Origin of the sequence: Amycolatopsis sp. NBRC 101858, from assembly GCF_030269325.1 — a bacterium.
Classification (GTDB): domain Bacteria; phylum Actinomycetota; class Actinomycetes; order Mycobacteriales; family Pseudonocardiaceae; genus Amycolatopsis; species Amycolatopsis ponsaeliensis.
Map to the genome: position 1 here is coordinate 294,409 of NZ_BSTD01000003.1, position 15,797 is coordinate 310,205.

At 69.4% G+C, this 15,797-nt stretch carries 15 protein-coding genes; 1 reads left to right on the forward strand and 14 read right to left on the reverse strand.

What is annotated here, in order from left to right:
* Positions 1–13: 13 nt before the first annotated feature.
* The 3 genes from QSK39_RS24735 to QSK39_RS24745 all read right to left on the reverse strand — a co-directional run bounded on the left by QSK39_RS24735 (position 14) and on the right by QSK39_RS24745 (position 2,682).
* Complete coding sequence (locus tag QSK39_RS24735; protein ID WP_285480210.1) at positions 14–919, reverse strand: SMP-30/gluconolactonase/LRE family protein; 906 nt, start codon at positions 917–919, stop codon at positions 14–16.
* A gap of 551 nt (positions 920–1,470) precedes the next feature.
* On the reverse strand, positions 1,471–1,755 hold the full coding sequence (locus tag QSK39_RS24740) for a hypothetical protein (protein WP_285480211.1): 285 nt from the start codon (positions 1,753–1,755) through the stop codon (positions 1,471–1,473).
* A gap of 57 nt (positions 1,756–1,812) precedes the next feature.
* A complete protein-coding gene (locus QSK39_RS24745) occupies positions 1,813–2,682 on the reverse strand; it encodes an SAM-dependent DNA methyltransferase (protein ID WP_285480212.1) in 870 nt (289 codons plus the stop codon).
* A 249-nt stretch (positions 2,683–2,931) separates the two neighbouring features.
* Between QSK39_RS24745 and QSK39_RS24750 the strand changes: the two genes are divergently transcribed.
* Positions 2,932–3,828, forward strand: a complete 897-nt coding sequence (locus QSK39_RS24750; RefSeq protein WP_285480213.1) for a hypothetical protein — start codon at positions 2,932–2,934, stop codon at positions 3,826–3,828.
* Between the two features lie 308 nt (positions 3,829–4,136).
* Here QSK39_RS24750 and QSK39_RS24755 read toward each other — a convergent pair whose 3' ends face one another.
* From QSK39_RS24755 to QSK39_RS24805, 11 genes are all read right to left on the reverse strand, one after another.
* Complete coding sequence (locus QSK39_RS24755; RefSeq protein ID WP_285480214.1) at positions 4,137–4,577, reverse strand: hypothetical protein; 441 nt, start codon at positions 4,575–4,577, stop codon at positions 4,137–4,139.
* Complete coding sequence (locus QSK39_RS24760) at positions 4,574–4,807, reverse strand: hypothetical protein (RefSeq protein ID WP_285480215.1); 234 nt, start codon at positions 4,805–4,807, stop codon at positions 4,574–4,576. The genes QSK39_RS24755 and QSK39_RS24760 overlap by 4 nt, the downstream gene beginning before the upstream one ends.
* A gap of 62 nt (positions 4,808–4,869) precedes the next feature.
* Positions 4,870–5,229: a hypothetical protein gene (locus QSK39_RS24765; protein WP_285480216.1), complete on the reverse strand. Its 360-nt coding sequence runs from the start codon at positions 5,227–5,229 to the stop codon at positions 4,870–4,872.
* Between the two features lie 26 nt (positions 5,230–5,255).
* The gene (locus tag QSK39_RS24770) at positions 5,256–5,687 is read right to left on the reverse strand and encodes a hypothetical protein (RefSeq protein ID WP_285480217.1); all 432 of its coding nucleotides are present in this window, start codon (positions 5,685–5,687) and stop codon (positions 5,256–5,258) included.
* Positions 5,684–7,537, reverse strand: a complete 1,854-nt coding sequence (locus tag QSK39_RS24775; RefSeq protein WP_285480218.1) for a hypothetical protein — start codon at positions 7,535–7,537, stop codon at positions 5,684–5,686. The genes QSK39_RS24770 and QSK39_RS24775 overlap by 4 nt, the downstream gene beginning before the upstream one ends.
* A gap of 113 nt (positions 7,538–7,650) precedes the next feature.
* Positions 7,651–10,053: a hypothetical protein gene (locus QSK39_RS24780; protein WP_285480219.1), complete on the reverse strand. Its 2,403-nt coding sequence runs from the start codon at positions 10,051–10,053 to the stop codon at positions 7,651–7,653.
* A 15-nt stretch (positions 10,054–10,068) separates the two neighbouring features.
* A complete protein-coding gene (locus tag QSK39_RS24785; RefSeq protein WP_285480220.1) occupies positions 10,069–10,371 on the reverse strand; it encodes a hypothetical protein in 303 nt (100 codons plus the stop codon).
* A complete protein-coding gene (locus tag QSK39_RS24790) occupies positions 10,371–11,468 on the reverse strand; it encodes a DUF4417 domain-containing protein (RefSeq protein WP_285480221.1) in 1,098 nt (365 codons plus the stop codon). Before QSK39_RS24790 ends, QSK39_RS24785 begins: the two co-directional genes overlap by 1 nt.
* Positions 11,465–12,577, reverse strand: coding sequence for a ParB/RepB/Spo0J family partition protein (locus QSK39_RS24795; protein ID WP_285480222.1), 1,113 nt, complete (start codon positions 12,575–12,577; stop codon positions 11,465–11,467). Before QSK39_RS24795 ends, QSK39_RS24790 begins: the two co-directional genes overlap by 4 nt.
* Entirely contained in the window at positions 12,574–13,437 is an 864-nt protein-coding gene (locus QSK39_RS24800; protein WP_285480223.1) for a replication-relaxation family protein, read from the reverse strand. Before QSK39_RS24800 ends, QSK39_RS24795 begins: the two co-directional genes overlap by 4 nt.
* The gene (locus QSK39_RS24805; protein WP_285480224.1) at positions 13,434–15,629 is read right to left on the reverse strand and encodes a type IV secretory system conjugative DNA transfer family protein; all 2,196 of its coding nucleotides are present in this window, start codon (positions 15,627–15,629) and stop codon (positions 13,434–13,436) included. The genes QSK39_RS24800 and QSK39_RS24805 overlap by 4 nt, the downstream gene beginning before the upstream one ends.
* Between the last annotated feature and the right edge of the window lie 168 nt (positions 15,630–15,797).

Genomic DNA, 15,797 nt, shown 5'->3' on the forward strand with positions numbered 1-15,797 from the left:
CCCGGCGCGGCGCTCATGGCTGGAAGTTCAGCCGGAGTGCGGGCCACGGCCACGGCACCGCGTAGAGCGCGCCCTGCCCGCCGGCGCTGACGTAGGCGACGTTGTCCGCGCCGAAGAACAGGTTGGTGACGTTGCCGTCCCGGACCGGCGTGACGAACCGCGCCACCACACCGCCGCCCTCGGGATCGAGCACAACGATCCCGGATTCCCTCAGGTCGGCGACGCACACGTGGCCGAGGCCGTCCACGGCCAGCCCGTCCAGGCTGTAGGTCACGTCCGGGTGCTGGTACAGGTCGGGCAGCTCGCGCAGCCCGCCCGGTCCGGTCACCTCGAACACCCGGACCCGGCCGGTGTAGGTCTCGGACACGTACAGGCGGGTGCCGTCCGGCGACAGCCCGGCGCCGTTGGGCCCCCGCAGGTCCGCGGCCGCGGTGCGGATGGTGCCCGCCGACGGGTCGACGTAGTGGATCATCCCGCGGGTCGTGTCCGCGACGTAGGCGGCGCCGTGGACGTCGAACACGATGTCGTTGAGGCCGCCGAGCCGGGTGCCGCCCTCGCATTCGGTGAACACGTCCCGCACCTCGCCGGTCGCGGGGTCGACCCGCTGGATCGCGCCCCCGACGTAATCGTCCGGGATGCCGACCGGGGCGATCTGACCGTCGGTCTCCTTGAAGACGTACCCGCCGTCGTTGCAGACGTAGATCGCGCCGTCCGGCCCGAACGCCAGGCCGTTGGCCCCACCGCCGACCGAGGCGATGATCTCGATCGCGCCGTCGCGGCGCACCCGCTTCACCGCGGCACCCTCGATCTCCGGGACGACGACCGAGCCGTCGGCGTCGACCGCACCGCCTTCCGGGAACCGCAGGCCGGTCGCGACCGTCCGGACCTTCTCCTGGTCGAAGACCTCCGACGTGGTCATCCTCGCTCCTTTGCGTTGACGTTGCGCAGCACCCGCTGACCGCCGGCTTCGGTCACCACCGACCCGCTTCGCAGGTCGTGAAGTACCAGGCCGGCGCGAGCGGACGTGGTGGCTCCCCTGCGGACCGCGGGGCAGTCCGCAGGAGAGCGCCCCGGCAGAATCGCGCACGAGCGGCGCCCGCGCGCGTGCCCATCCCGGCAGGCGGGACGAACGGTTGTCCGGCGGTCCTCGCCGGAATCGGCTCGCGGTTTCGTGCCGGTAACACCCGAAGCGCTGCTGACCCAACCGGAGGAACTGACATAGGCGATTCTCCCCACGTAGCAGGCGACCAGTGCTCGCTACGCTTTCCGGCGGCAGCGGGAAGGTGGCCTCGCTGGACCTCAGGGGACTCGGCCCGGTACACATTTGTCGCGTCGGCCGACAAGCACGGCAGCCACACCGGCGCCCTGCTTGCCTCGGGCCACACCGGACTTCCCACCCGCCGGGTGGCGATCCCTCAGCGAACAGAACGCGAGGTAACCTCGCCGAAGTCGCCCCTCAGGAGCGCGGGCTCAGCCCTCTTTTCGTGGACGACCGCCGCCCACACCCGGACCGGGGCGGGCTGCCTCCCAGCGTTCGATCTCCTCACGACGCTCCCGCGACCAGCCCGGCGTGCGACCGGTGACCGCGTCCGGTTCGGGAAAGGGGTGGTCTTCGGCGTAGCGCGTGCGCCAGTTCGCGACCGCTCGGTGGCTGACGTTGAACCACGTCCCGATCTCCACCATGTCGACGTAGCGGAACGTCGTGCCCGCCGGCGCGGCCGGGCCGTCCTTGATCTCCCGCTCGGCGTGCTCCACCAGCCGAAGTTAGCAGGAACGACCAGGTGGAGGACGCATTCTCGGCGCTCGTGCGTGTCAGAACTCCTTCAGGTAGTCCAGGAGGGCCATCGCCTCGTTCACGCTACCGACCTGCTCGAGGAACCACGCGCGCTGACGTTCCGCCTCATCGGGCCAGTGCGGAAAGGCGCGGACGTCCCCGGCGTAGAAGAAGACCTCTGGGCCTAGCTCCCAGATCAAGGCGTTGATCGCGGTTGCCGCGACAGCCAGTTCGTCGCTGTCGGCGCCGAACCAGCGCATGTCGGCCGGATCGAGTCCCTGGCAGCGGACGACCTCCGCCGTCGCGCGGAAAAGGCCGCCGGTGCCGACGGCATCGTCACGGAACAGCCGTCCCGGTTCGAGGTCACGGAGGCTGACGGCGGTGAGCTTCCACGCGGTGGGACTGGGCGCATACATCCGCGTGTCGACCTTCAGCCCCGGCCTGGAGCGAAGGGCTGCGAGGACCGGGCCCAGCAGGTCGCAGGTGAAGCGACGCCTCCCCGTGGTCAGCTCAAGCTGGCCGGCGCGCAACGCGGCTTCAGCAGTTCGCTTGATCCGGCGACGCAGCCGCTCATCGGTCTCACCGTAGAGCCAGTCGAGCAGCAGATACGCCCACTGCGCCAGGTCCGGGCGGCGAGCGAACACCTCGCCCCAGACTCCCCTGGCGATGCCGACGAAATCGCCCGGCGACGCCGACATCATGACCTTGGCCAGGTGATCAGGCCGATCGACGAGCAGTCCGCCCGCCGCGATCGTGGCGACGACGCCGAGCGGGATCGCCGGCCCACGAGGAGCAATCCGAGTGCGCCAGGCAGCCGCGACTTCGACGGCGATCTGCAAGGCGTGTACCTCCACGTCGAGCGGCTTGTTCATCCGTTCCCCGTCGGCCCGGTGCCTGCGTTTCTTCATCTCACCCTCCCACCAAAACCTTGTTGACTTAGTACTCGAAGTTTGCCTACCGTAAACCGCGAGCACTTAATACACAAGGTTTTAAGCAGGGGAGATGAGATGCCCAACCACGAGGGAGCCAGCTGGTCGCCTCCCGAACCGCGGCGGCTACCAGCGTTGCGGGAGCACCTGACGGACTATTTGCTGACCGAGCCCGCCCACTGGTTCACGGCGACGTCTCTGCGCAGGGGCCGCGGGACGCTCCGGCCGATGACCACGCCGGAGAAAGGAGCGCTGCTTCTGCTCGGAGACGAGTACCGGCGGTTGGTCAAGGCACAGCTGTTCTACGTGACCGCCGACATCACCCAGCTGGTCCGCCAGGCGGCTCCCAGCCTGCAAGACGAGTGGGGCCTGCAGCCGCAGGACGTCCCGGCGATGACGGGGTTCATGCTGTTCGCCGAGCCGATGGCCGAGTACGTCCGCGACGACGGCAAGCGGGTCGACATCGTCGCCGTGTCGTGGGGCGGGACCGAGCTGATCAGGTCCGACACCGGTGGGCTGTGGATCACGTTCTGGAGCGCCACCGACTTCGCCGCGATCAAGCGGCTCGCACGCTCGGCCGGGGCGAGCGCGGCCGAAGCCGAGAGCACGGCCCGTCAGCAGAACGCCGAGCTGACCTGGGACAACGAGATCTACCTGCCCTGGGGTGCGAAATCAGCAGAAATCAACCCGAGACCAGACGGGCAGCCGATCGAATTGGCGCATATCGCGGCCGCAGAGACGACGATCAACTGGTTGCGGACCGTTCACGCGGGCTGGATCTTCTGCACGCCGAACACACTGACCGAGACGACCGAGGAACACCTTCCCCGGACTCAGCGCGCCCGCGCGCAGCGAGCCGGGATCAGCCCGTCACCCGTCCGGGTGGTCTCGGTCAGCCGGACGGCGACGTCGAAGCCCGCTCGTCGTGATGAGCCGTCGGGACGCACCGTCAGCGTCCGGTTCCCGGTCGCGCCGTTCATCCGCCGTCAGGCCTACGGTCCGGGGCGACAGCTGCGCCGGTTGACCCCGGTCGCCGGGCATTGGCGTGGGCCAGTGGACGCACCGATCAGGATCACGAAGAAGGTCAACCTGGTGGACACGCCGCCGAGTCGCCCCGGCAAGTGAATCGATGACCACAATGGACGGTGCAGGCACCGCAGCGCTTTGCCCTTCTTGCCGATCCGCTATCGGAGTCGCGCACCGCCGGCGCTGCGACGCGGCGCGCTGCCTGTGGACCGGGCTTCAACGTTCAGGGTGCGCTGGTGACCACGACTGTGGTGAGGACGTCTGGGATGGACGTTGGCCAGGGTGGCAGGACTGCGAGGACCTGGGCATGATGCTGTCTTCCGGCTTTCCCGATTTGAACCGGCTCTACACTGAAGCCTTCTGGGACAAGAAAACCGCTCATTGGCGCCTCGTTCCCTGACTTCCGCTCAGTCGGCTGCGCTCGGATGCGGCGGCGCCCAGCCACCTTCGATACCGAGGTCCGCGCGGGCTTCCGTGACGAACGTCGTGATCGCCCGGTCCAGCCGACGACGTCCGGACTCCTCGTCCTCCTGAAAGAGCTCGGCTATCACGCCGCCGAAACCCGGTCGGCTGTTGACCTGGATGGTTCGCACGATCTCGGCCCACGTACGCGCGGCCTCGAGCAGCCGTTCCAGCGCGGCGTTGAGTTCCTCACTGCAGAAGAACGCGGTCTGCATGCAGGCGTCTTCCATGCTGTCGAACACCGGTGCGGCGTCGACAGCGTCCCGGCCTCGCCAGATGGGAAGCCGGGACAGGCGGTAGGCGGCGACGGTGATCGCCGGGAACAGCCGGCTCTTCCGTTGCAGGACGACGTAGTGGTCGGCGCCGTCGTCGGCGGACGTGGTCACGGGAGGTCGTAGCCGAGGTTGGTCGCGACGTCGTCGACGAAGTCCTCGCCCGGCACGGCCGCGTCCTGGCCTTGGACCTCCCACGCCGCGTCGTCGACTGCGTCGCCGCCTTCGGTGAACGCGTTCGCCACGACGTCGACCAGTTCGCGGGCGTGCTCGGTGTCCAGGTCGAAGCGCTGGGCAGCGCAGGTGGCGGCGTGGTCGAGGTCGTTCTCCGAGTACTCGTACATGATCCCTCCGGGTGCGGTCCGATTCGAACGCAGAAGTCACGTCGCCGCGGCACCGGCCTGATTCAGAACTGGAGGCGCACCTCGGCGCCCCGCCACGCGCCGGCATCGGACGCCGTGGCCGGGCGGTAGTGCCAGACCGGATGGTTCGAGCAGGCCAGCGAACGGACGCAGTGGCACGATTCGACGCGCCACCAGCCGGCGTGCAGGATCCGCAGCCGCACCTTCCGCGCGCCGGCGAACGGATAAGCCTCCAGTGCTGCGACCGCTCGCCTGGCGACTTGAGCGAGCGTCACGCCGTGCACGAGAAGATGTCCGCGGGCTTCGAGGTGATCGGCGACCCACTCCACAGCGGCAAGCTCCGGAACCGTGGTGCAGCAACGCATCCGCGACCACCAACTTTCTGCCGAGTTCGGCAGAGACATGCAGGTCTCGCGGATGGTGGATGCGGTCAGTCGTGATCGAGTGCTTCGGCCTCGGCTCGTTCTTCCGCCGTCAACGTGATCAACCAGGTGTCGAAATCCTGCAGCGCGGCGAGCTGCGCGCCACGCGCCGGCCGGACTCGGGCTTCTTGTCCGGTGACGAGATCGAGAACGAGGCTTTCGCCCTCGGTTCGAGCTTCGGCGACGTGCAAGGCGCGTCGCCGGGCCGCGGCGAGATCGAAGACCGGCAGATTCGCCCGGACGCTGCCTCCGACGAGCGGACGGATCCAGATCACCGCCGGATCGTCTTCGTCTCGGCGCGCATGGCGTGCCAGCGCGGCCCGAAACACTTCTTGGCCGTCCTCGCTGACGATGAGTTCGGCGCCGGGAAGGTTCTCCCCCGCGTCTTCTCCGCGTCCGTTGAGCAGGTCGTGCAGCCTGCGCCACAGCTCGTGGTTCATATCGTCACGACCTCCTTGATGGGTTTTCCGGCGATCGTGGTGACACCCTTCGCCGTCAGCATCGTCCGGATCTCGTCCCGCTGCATCTTGCTCTGGCAAAGGATCCGGCTGGGCCCTTCCGGCCCGAGCAGGTCGATGCCGTCGGCGAACATGACCTCGTTGCTCGCGTTGGTGAAGGACACGATCTTGAACGGGTCACGGGTGGCCTTGGACGTCGAGTGATTGCCGGCCGGGTTGACCGCGCCGAAGGTGTCGGCGTTCGCGCCGTAGTAGTCCGCGCGGGTGAGCAGCCGCTCGGGCTGATCCCAAACCAAGCTCGGTCCGGATCCGAGCGACGAGGTTTTCCGAACCCGCAGGAACACGGAGCTGGCGCCACCGCTGAGCTTGTCGGCGTGCTCGCTCTTGCCCACGTTCTGGTGCGTGCCCATCGTCGTGCGGCGTTCGGTCGAGGCGAGTACCCCGGTGGCGAGCATCGCCTTGAGCCCGGCGGCCGAGGTGCTGTGGGCCAGCGATCGGCCGGCGACCGCGCTGGTGAGTTTCGTGAGGGAGTTGCCGACGTCGAACCGGGTCCAGGACAGCCAACCGGCCGAACGCCGTGGTGCCGGGTCGTAGCCGGGACTCGACGCGAGGGAATCGCCGTCGGTGAAGCCGGCGGCCTTGGCAACGGCGTCGCGCAGGACCTGCACCTTGGCCGGCAGGGCTCGGGTGTGGGCTTCGAGCTGGATGTCCTTGGCGAAACGGGCCAGCTGTGCGTCCGTCATGCCGACGGCCTCGTGGGCGCGGTCGTGGAAGATCTCCTGGCGCACCATGTCTTCGAGATGGACGCCCGTCACCCGGGCCGCGACCACCTCGGCGTGCTGGCCCAAGCTCTGGGCGGTGACGTTGGCCGTCAGGTAGCTGTACTCACCTTCGTCGCGGGTCATCGGCCGGTTCGCCAGGTTCAGCTGGCCGAGCCGCCGGACGAGCTCGGGCCCCTGCCCCTCGCCTGCGGGCGCGATGACCTCGAGCCGGCCGCGCAGCGAGTACTCCGTCGTGGCGGGGTTGTTGACGCCGTAGGGACGATAGACCGCCTGGAAACCGTCGCCGAGGTCGATGGCGTACTCCTTGCCGGCCACGTTCGTGTCCCGGGCGCCGTCCCAGCTGGCCTGCCCGGTCGTGGTGTCCAGCTTCGGCTTGATCCGGGTCGCACTTCGCAGGACGGCGACAGCGGAGTCGCCGAAGGCCGCGGGCGGGAGCGCCAGGACCATCACGGTAACCAGGGCGGTGCCTTCATGCAGGAACGGCGCCACTTGGTCGACCTTCGTGCCGGTCGCGGCGGCGTGCTGCAGAGCCTGGAACCGTCCGACGTAGTGGTCGAGCATGGCCTGCTCAACGGTGGAGGGCGAGTCGCCGAGGATCTCCGCGAGGCCCTGGATCGCGGTCTCGGCGGCGTCGATCTTCTCAGTGGTCGTCGCGGGCGTTGGTGCCCCCGTGGTGAGGGTGCCGTTGCCGATGTGGTGGTTGACGCTCTTGGCCGCGGCGATGAGCTTCTCGGCCACGGCGTGCTTCTCGTCGACCGGTAGCCGGCCGGTGACCTGCTGCTCGACCTGCGCCGGGACCATCTGCGGGCTGATGTTGAGTGCGTCGAGCAGCTTCGCCTCGGCGTCTTCGTCCACTCGCGCGTGCAGCACGCTTTGCGGGCCGTTGCTGCTCTGGTAGCTGACCAGGGTGGCCGTCGAGGACAGCAGGTCGGCGCCGCCGACGAGGACTGGCTCGCCGTAGGCGTGCCCGACGTCGGGGGTCAGCGGAATCGTGGTGACCGGCAGCTGTCCTGGCTCCACATCGACCGGATCGTCGGCAACCAGAACCACCTCCGGCTCTTGGACTTCGGAGGGCGGCTCTGGCTCGCTCTGCTCGTCGTCATCCACCGCGGCGGACGGTGCGATGACGTACGGGGTGTGGACCGTTTTCGAGTTGGTGCCCATCAGGCCTTGCCGAGGTGCTGCAGGGCCGATGCCGAGGAGATCTTGAGGTCGCCGGAGAAGAACTTCACGAAGTCGCGACGCAGATTTTTCTTGCGCTCCACGGCGTGATCCAAAAAGGACTCGGCGATCTGCCCCGCGGTCACCGCGGATTCGGCGATACCATGGGTCTTGGCGGCCCGGGCGCGCATCGGCGCCACCCACTTCATGTTCTGGCTCGCACCCGAGTAGGCGGTGGTGTGGAGGGTGGCGCGCCACTCGGCGTCGGGCACGGACTCGAGCCGGCGGATAACCGAATGCGCCACAGCCGGGTTGACCTGCACGCCCTTGCCGAGTGAGCCGGCGAGGTGGGCGTCGTAGACCTGGTCGTAGACCGCCGTGGTGCTCGGCCGGTAGCCGAGTGCGAGTTTGTCTTGGCCGAAGTTCTTGAACGATTGGCCCAGATCGATCGGCACGAGACCGCCATCGCCGGTCCGCAGGACGTTGTCGTGGTGGGCGTCGTGGTTGCCCAGGGCCCAGCTCGTGACGTGCAGCCGGACGATCTCGTCGACGTCGGCCTGCGACCAGCTCGAGGGCGAGCCCGACATCGGCTTCGTGCCCGGCAGCATCGGCTGCACGCTGACCGGCTTGCCCTCGACCTTGGTGGCGTACACCGGCACCGCCGGCAACCCAGCGCGGGCCACCAGCCGTGATGCGGCTGCTTCGGCTTGGGTGTTGGCTCCGCCGTGCGATGTTCCTTCACGCTTGGCGATCCAGGTTGTGCCGTCGGGCCCGGTGTGGAGGGTTTTCGGGTGGGTTCCACCGAGCTTCGCCGGCGTTCCCGTGCCGAAGTCCCACGCCGCGACAGCCGCAGGATCCAGAGGCTTGGGAACGACGGCGTGCGCGGCTTGCGCCTGATGCAGAGCAGCCACGAGCTGTGCGTGCTGTGCCCCGAACCGGCTGCGCGGCTTGCCGATGACCGGAGCTGCCACCGGCTTGGGCGCGTTCGGCACCGCCGTCTTCACGCCCAGCTCCTGTTTGACCACGCTGACGGCAGAAGGCGACGCGTCCAAGTGTCCTTTCAGGAGCTTGCCCAAGGTGGCCTTCGTCGCGACAACGGCTTCTACGGGACTCGCTATGCCGTTGCTGGTGACGAACTCCCGGAGGTCGGCGACCTTCTGCTCGTCCGCCCAGGCAAGCACCGCCGTCTGGCCGGCTTGCAGGACGACCTGGTTGTCCGGCGCCGGATCAACGGTGTCCCAGCTGGAAGAGGCCTTGTAGACCACGGCGATCGCGCGGACCTGCTGTGTCAGGGCGCCGGCCTTCTCGTGGTCGAGGGGCCCGGAGGCAAGGACGACGGCGGCTTCTCCCGCACAGGCCGCGGAGCTGGACAGCATCGCCGACCGCTCGATGACGGCGGCGTGGAGCTCCTGCCGCTCGCCGGCCGAGGTCGAGGCGCGCAGCAACTGCAGGATTTGCTGTGCGTTGAGGGTCTTCGTGTGGCTGTCGTCGACCGTCTTGGCGTTCTTCGCCTTCAATACCGCGGTGCCCAGCTGGGCGGCGGTGACGGAACCCAGCAGTTGGTCGACCTGGTGGCGGGCCGCGGCGGTCGCGACAGCGAAGTCGTCGGTCAACGCGGGATTCTGTGCCGTCGCGATCCGGTTTTCGCAGTGCAGCAAGACCGCGATCCTGGCCGCCGATGCAGTAGAGCCTTCTACGGTGACGGCTGCGGCCGCGGCGTCGAAACTCGACTGCGCATCGACGAGTTGAGCCTTGCTGGCCAGCCAGCCGTCGAACCCCTGCGGTAACCCCGACGCGGGTGCAGGGAGGGCCCACTGACGCAGCGACATCCCGTTGACCGTCTCGCCCGCGCACAGCGCGTCGTAGCGAGCTTGGGCAAGGGCCTGGATCTTCTTCTTGGCTTCAGCGTCTGCCGGTACGGCCGGGTCCAGCCACACCGCGAGCGGGTGGGGCGCCCGGCCGGTGAACCCGACCAAATCCGGATAGTGGAACCCGGACGCAGCGGCGACCTCGACGAGTTCGTCCGGAGTCAAGGAGGCCAGGTATTCGGAGGTGAGGGCCTGCAGCTGCTGGTGGTAGGGCCCGGCCGCGGTGTCGGAGAGCTGGCTTTCGGCGGCGAGCGCAGCTCCGACCGCGGCCGAGAACATCCCGAAGCCCTCGACCGGATCGTCGGGGAGGTCGATCGCCGGCGGCCCGGTCGGGTCGTCGGGGTCGATGCCGCCCTGCACGATGCCGGCGACGAACTTCAGGTCCTCCTCGGCGACGTCCGCGGGCTCGGTGGTGTGCGCGCAGATCGCCGCGAAGTGCTGCAGAAGCGCGTCATCCGCGGCACTCGGCGCGAACGTCTTCGGGCCTGCGGGGGTGACGGCGTAGGCGGCGTGGCCGGCTTTCGAGTTGGTTCCCATCGCGGCGCCCGGTGGCTAGCGTGCCGATCCGAGGAGGTCGTCGACCTGCGCCCGCACCGCGATCTCGAGGGTCGCTTCCGGCACGATCGGCTCGACCTCCGCGGCGGACGCGATAGCGGTCTCCGCCCAGAGCGCCATCCGGCCGGCGAGATCCTGCGGGTCGACCTCAGCGAGGCGCTCCCGCCAGACCCGGGAGGCCCCGTGCTCTCGCGGGACCCACTCCACGAAGGTCTCGGTGGTCTCGATGCCGAGGACGGCAACCGCGGTGACGGCAGCGCCGTACTCGGTGGACCAGCCGAGCAGGACCCACAGCCTCATCAGCTGCCTCCCTTGGTGGAGACGGATTCGCTCGGGAACAGCGACGCCATGTACCGAACGGAGCGGGCGAAGGCGTCCGGGATGCGCGCGTGAACGTCCTGACGGCCCTCAGCCGTCATCACGGCGCCGTGCAGGGCGTACTGCGCGGGGTTCTGGCTGATCACGACGAGACGCTCGCCGAACAGCTCGAGAGCGGTCTCGATCCGGTCCCGCCGCGACAGTCCGGTCAGCATCACGACCAAGTCCTGGGAGACGTTTTCGGCCAGCCAGTGCAGGCCGGGCAGGACCCAGCTGTTCCAGTTGGCGTTCTCCCGGACGGTCTGGACGTTGACCGCGACCGCGGCCGGCTCGGTGTCGGCGATCCAGTCCGCGATCCGGCGCAGGTCTTCGAGCCGGTACCAGTACAGGTTCGGCACGGTCGGGACGCCGGCCGCGGCGAACTCCGCGGCGATGATCAGCGACCGGCGCATGTTGATCAGGTGCTCGGCGCGGGGCCAGTTGCCGTAGATCGAGTAGTTCGGTGCCAGCACGAGCCCGAATCGCAGGGCCGCGATCCGCTCGACGAGGTCGTCGCGGCGCCGGGCACTCCAGAACGCCTCGACGAGCGGATCTTCGCCGTACCCGGTGAGGACGGTCAGCGTCGTGTCCGGGACTTCGAGGATCTCGGCGGCGGTCCGGCCGTCGGTCCAGCGCGGGTAGAGCGCGTGGGTGCGCGGCGAGAAGACCCGTCGCAGCCCGACCGCGTAGGCCGGCCAATGCACGCCTGAGTCCAGGTCGGCGACGCTCGAACCGTCGACCTGCGGGATGAACGCCGGGATCCGCGGCGGCAGCAGCGTGCTGACGGTGAGGTCGTCGAACTCGAGGGTGCCGCCGACGTCGCGCATCCAGGCGTCGATGTCGGTGCGCGAGCCGCAGCGGATCGGACAGGACTCGCAGGCCTTCCGCGCGCAGCCGCAGTACGAGCAGTCAGCGTTGCAGCCGGAACACAGCGGGGCGATCACGACGCCGGGTTCGGCGTCGTCGCCGGAGTACCAGGGGCAGCGGCGGCAGTCGCAGTGCGCCGCCGGGGCGTTCGGCATGCCGAGGAACGCGGTCATGCGGCTTCTCCCTTGTGGACGATGTCTCCAAGCTGGTCGAGCAGGAGTGCCAGCGACCCGCGGTCGTGCGGCCCCAGCTGCCCTCCCTGGACGAGAGCGAGCAGCAGCTGGCGCAGGGCGGCCAGCGTCCGGTCGACGAGCCGGCTGTCGACCGTCGCGGCTTGCTCCGGGCGGTCGGGGTCCGCGCGGAGCTTCTCGGCGCGGGCGGTGTCGGCTTGCTCCTGGACGCGTTCGGCTTCGGCCAGGGCCTGCTCCGGGCTCAGCTCGGGCTCGTCGGTGGCCGCGGCGAGCGCCGACGGGAGCAGCCGCGTGCGGCCGCTGTCCTTGACCGCGGCCCAGATGTCCTGAGCGGCCTGCGCGCGGCCGCGGCTCAGCTCGACGAACCGGATCCGGGTGTGCAGCGAGACTTTGGCCTCGTCCATCTCCTCGGCGATCTCGCGGGGCATCTCGGCGAACGCGCGCACGAGCTCGCGGGCCTTGCGCGGACTCAGCTGCAGGCCGAGCCGGCTGAGGACCTCCGCCCACGGCGCCGCGCACCGCTTGTCAGTCCCCCGGATGCGCTCCATCGCCGCGAACCGCGCGATCGGGTCGTCGATGGCGTAGACGTCCGTCGGGACGGCGTGGCCGCCGGCGAGGAGCTTGCCCAGCAGGACGGCACAGCGATCGAGCACCAGGGCCGCCGCGAGTTCGCCCGGGCGCAGGTTCTCCCGCGCGAGGTTCTCGACCAGCTGCCAGACCCGGCGCTCCTCGTCGGACAACGGTCCCGGGCACACGACGGCCGGCAAGGCGGCGAAGTGCGGGTTGTCCGGCCGGTGCACCGCGCCCCACCGGCACGCCCGCAACCGCCGCTCCCCCGCAGCAAGCTTCATCGCCGGATGCTTCCCATCCCCCGCGTCGATCTCCTCCACCAAGACCGGCTGCAGCACTCCGACGTTCGAGATCGACGAGATCAGGTCCGCAAGATCCGCCGGCGTCGTGCTGTCGCCCGGTAGGCGCCCCTGCAGCTCGGTGAACGGCGAGCCTTCGCCGCGCAGCGGCAGCAGTGCGAACCGCCGTTGCCGCAGCCGCGGGGACAGCCCGAACTTCTGCACGACCTCATCCGCGGTCATGCGAGCCTGCCGAACACCGAAACGCGCCGGTCGTCGCCGAGCAGCGGCGACGCGACCGGAGCAAGCGGACCGGCAGCTCGCAGCCGGGGCAAGGTCGTCGCGAGCATCACGACCCGTCCCGCGGCGGCACCGACTCCGGTGGTCGCGTGGGCGTGGGCCCGCAGGTCAGCGAGCCGGCGGTCGAGGACGTGTTCGGCCGCACCGGACAGCACGATCAGGGCTCGGGGGAACCGCGGGTATCGGCTTCGCCAGGCCAGACGCCCGTTGGCCGGCGCGTAGTCGTGGTACCGGAGGTAAGCCGTCAGCTTCTGCGCTAGGCGCGCCACCGGCATGGTCGCCCGGTCCAGCTCGATGAAGATCGTGCGCTGCGAGCGGCGGCCATGCTCAGCGTTCTCGAGGACGTAGTGCAGGACCGCGTCCGCGATCACCGACCCCCGTTTACCCGCGCGGTCCTGGAAGGAGTGGGCGACTTCGGGGGTCCAGGCGAGCGGCCCGCACTCGTCGCCGCGCCGACGAGCGGACTCCACGAACGCCAGGCCGGTCTCGACGACGTCGAGCGCGTGCCCCTGCAGCAGCCGGGCGACTTGGGGGCCGGCGACCCGATAGGCCCGCGCGTCGACCACACCCGCGGCCTCGACTGCGTCCGCGCCGGCCGAGGTGAGGAACCACGCACCGGGAAGGTGCTCCCGGACGATCCGCTCGGCGAAACCCGCGCGCCGAAGGCCGGCCAGCTTCCGCCGCAGCAAGGCCGGGGCCAGCTCGGGGGCAAGGAGCCGGCCGACCTGCTCGGTGGACATCAGCCGGTGCCAGTACAGCGCGACCAGGGCCTCCCCCTGGAACGCGTCGAGGGCCGCGGTCACTCGACGCTCGATTCGAAGGACGTTTCGCCCGCCAGGTCCACGGCCGCGCCGCTGCCGCGGGTCGGCGGCCGTCCCCGTTGCGACTGCGGCGCCGGGCGACCGGTCTGCAGGGCGTCGAGGATCCGCTCGTCGAGGTCTTCCAGCTCGTCGAGAACTTCGCCGATCGGCCGACGGCCGAGGTTGCGATCGAGGCAAACGTCGACGTCCTTGTTCCACTCCGGGTGGAAGTGCTCGGCGTACTCGTCGTCGACGTGCAGGCCGCGGATCTTGAACGGCGTCGTGCGCTGGCCGCCGAGGGTCACGGTGACGACGTGGTGGAACTGCTCCAGCTCGGTCACCGTGACCGGCTGCACGAGCCCGCCGAACTCGCGGGCGACGGTCCGGGCACCGTCGATGGCCGCGGCGGAGGTCATCAGCAGCGACTGGTTCTGCAGCAACGCCCTGCGGGTCTCCGCGGCGAGCCGGTCGGGCATCTGGTTCATGGCGTGCAGCGCGACCCGGTACTTGCGCAGCTGCTCGAGGATCGCGGCGAGGTAGCCACGAGAGGCACCGTCGACCGCGGCGAGCTCGTCAACGAAGGCGTCGCACCTGCGCCGCTTCTCCACCGGCGTATCGGCCCGCGACCGGCCGGCACGGAACAGGTCGTAAATCATGAACGACGTGATCAGCTTGTTCGTCTCGCCGGTGCCGGTGGTGCAGACGAACACGATCCGGCCGGTGTCCATCGCGCGGCGGACGTCGTAGGTCGTGACTGAAGAGCCGAGGAACGCCGACAAGGTCGGGCTGGTGCGCAGGCGGTTGATGATGTTGGTGACCACGGTCGTGGCGTCCGGGGCGAGTTTGGGGAACGAGTCCGTCCAGTAGCGCCGGACGCTCGGCTTCAGCACCGGCAGGACCGATTCGCGCCAGGTCTCGTCGTCGAGCAAGGTCGGGATCTGGAAGATCGTCGGGGCGCAGTCGGCGGGCAGCCTCATCGCGAGGTAGCAGAGCGCCTCGCAGGCCTTGGTCAGGATCGACTTCGCCCGCGGTGCGGCGTCACCCCAGCCGAGCGCGGTGGCGAACGACGTCACGACCGCGTCGACGCGGTCCTCAATGTCGGACTCGGTGAAGCCCTGCATGCTCAGCGGGTTCCAGCCGGGCAGCCGCTTGTCGCGGCCGCGGACGTCGAGGTTCACCTCCCAGAGCCGGCCGCGCAGGTCCGGGTCCGACAGGTACGGCTTGGCGCGCTTCCAGCCGTCGGCGTGCGGGTCGAGGAACCAGACGCCGCCGCCGAGGCGGGCGATCTCGATGGCTTGCCCCAGGGCTTCCTCGGTCTTCCCGAAGCCGGCCTTGCCGAAGCGGGCGGAGAAGAGCAGCTCGCGCAGGGGGACGCCGACCAGTCGCTCGTCGCCGTTGACGTCGGTGACGTAGCCGAGGCGCACCAGCCCGCTGCCCGGCCGGTAGGTAGGAACTTCGCGCGGTGCGGGGAGCACCCAGCCCCGGCTGCGCGCGATCGCCGGCGACTGGCACCGGCCGGACGGCGGCTTCAGCAGGGCGGCGATCTCGCTGGTGGTCACCAGCGAGTCGGTGGCCGGCCTGGCCAGTCCGGTGTGGAACCTGTGATCGAACAACCGTCGGATCAGGACGGTGTCCGCGCCGAAGTGCCAGCCGAAGATCCGGGGGCCGCGAGCCCGCCAGTAGTTCTCGCCGCGATAGACGTCGAAAGCGCCGATCACGCTCCTCAGGTGCGCCTGGGCTCGACCAGGGATTTCCGACTCGCAGCGGATCAGCACCTGCACCGCGAAAACAGGCTCGTCCGTCGCGAACTTATTCATCGCCCGCTGTACTGGTTTCGCTGTGCCGCGTCCGGGGGCGGACCGTGCGATCGGAAGGAATTCGCCGATAAGGTCCGTCACAAAATTCGCCGCTGCGCCGAACAGCCCAGCTCCGGGACCGGTTCCGGTTTCTCGAGCGACCCGGTTCGCTTGATGCCGGATCCGTGCCGGAGTGAGCGGGATCAGGTCGAGGCACACATTTACCGACTCCCCCAGGTCCGGACGCACGTCACCCAGCGCGCTGACCAAGGATTGCAGTGGATCGTCGGGCCGGACGGGCAAAGCCGCCAGCGGCAGGTGCGCCGGCCGTGCCAGCACGAGCTCCGCGCGTGCAACTTGCAGATCTGCGGTACTGGCTGTCGAGGTTTTCGACTTCACGGTGGCTTCTCCTCCGACACGAGCGAGATTCATCTCAGTCACGCGCACCGACGACCCTTTTGATGCGAGCTGCTGGAGACGGATAAATTGCCTTGAAGTCGACACTGCAGATAGACTCGGCAACGAAGCGGAACATTCGTCCGCTTACATACTGGTATATACCGCCTC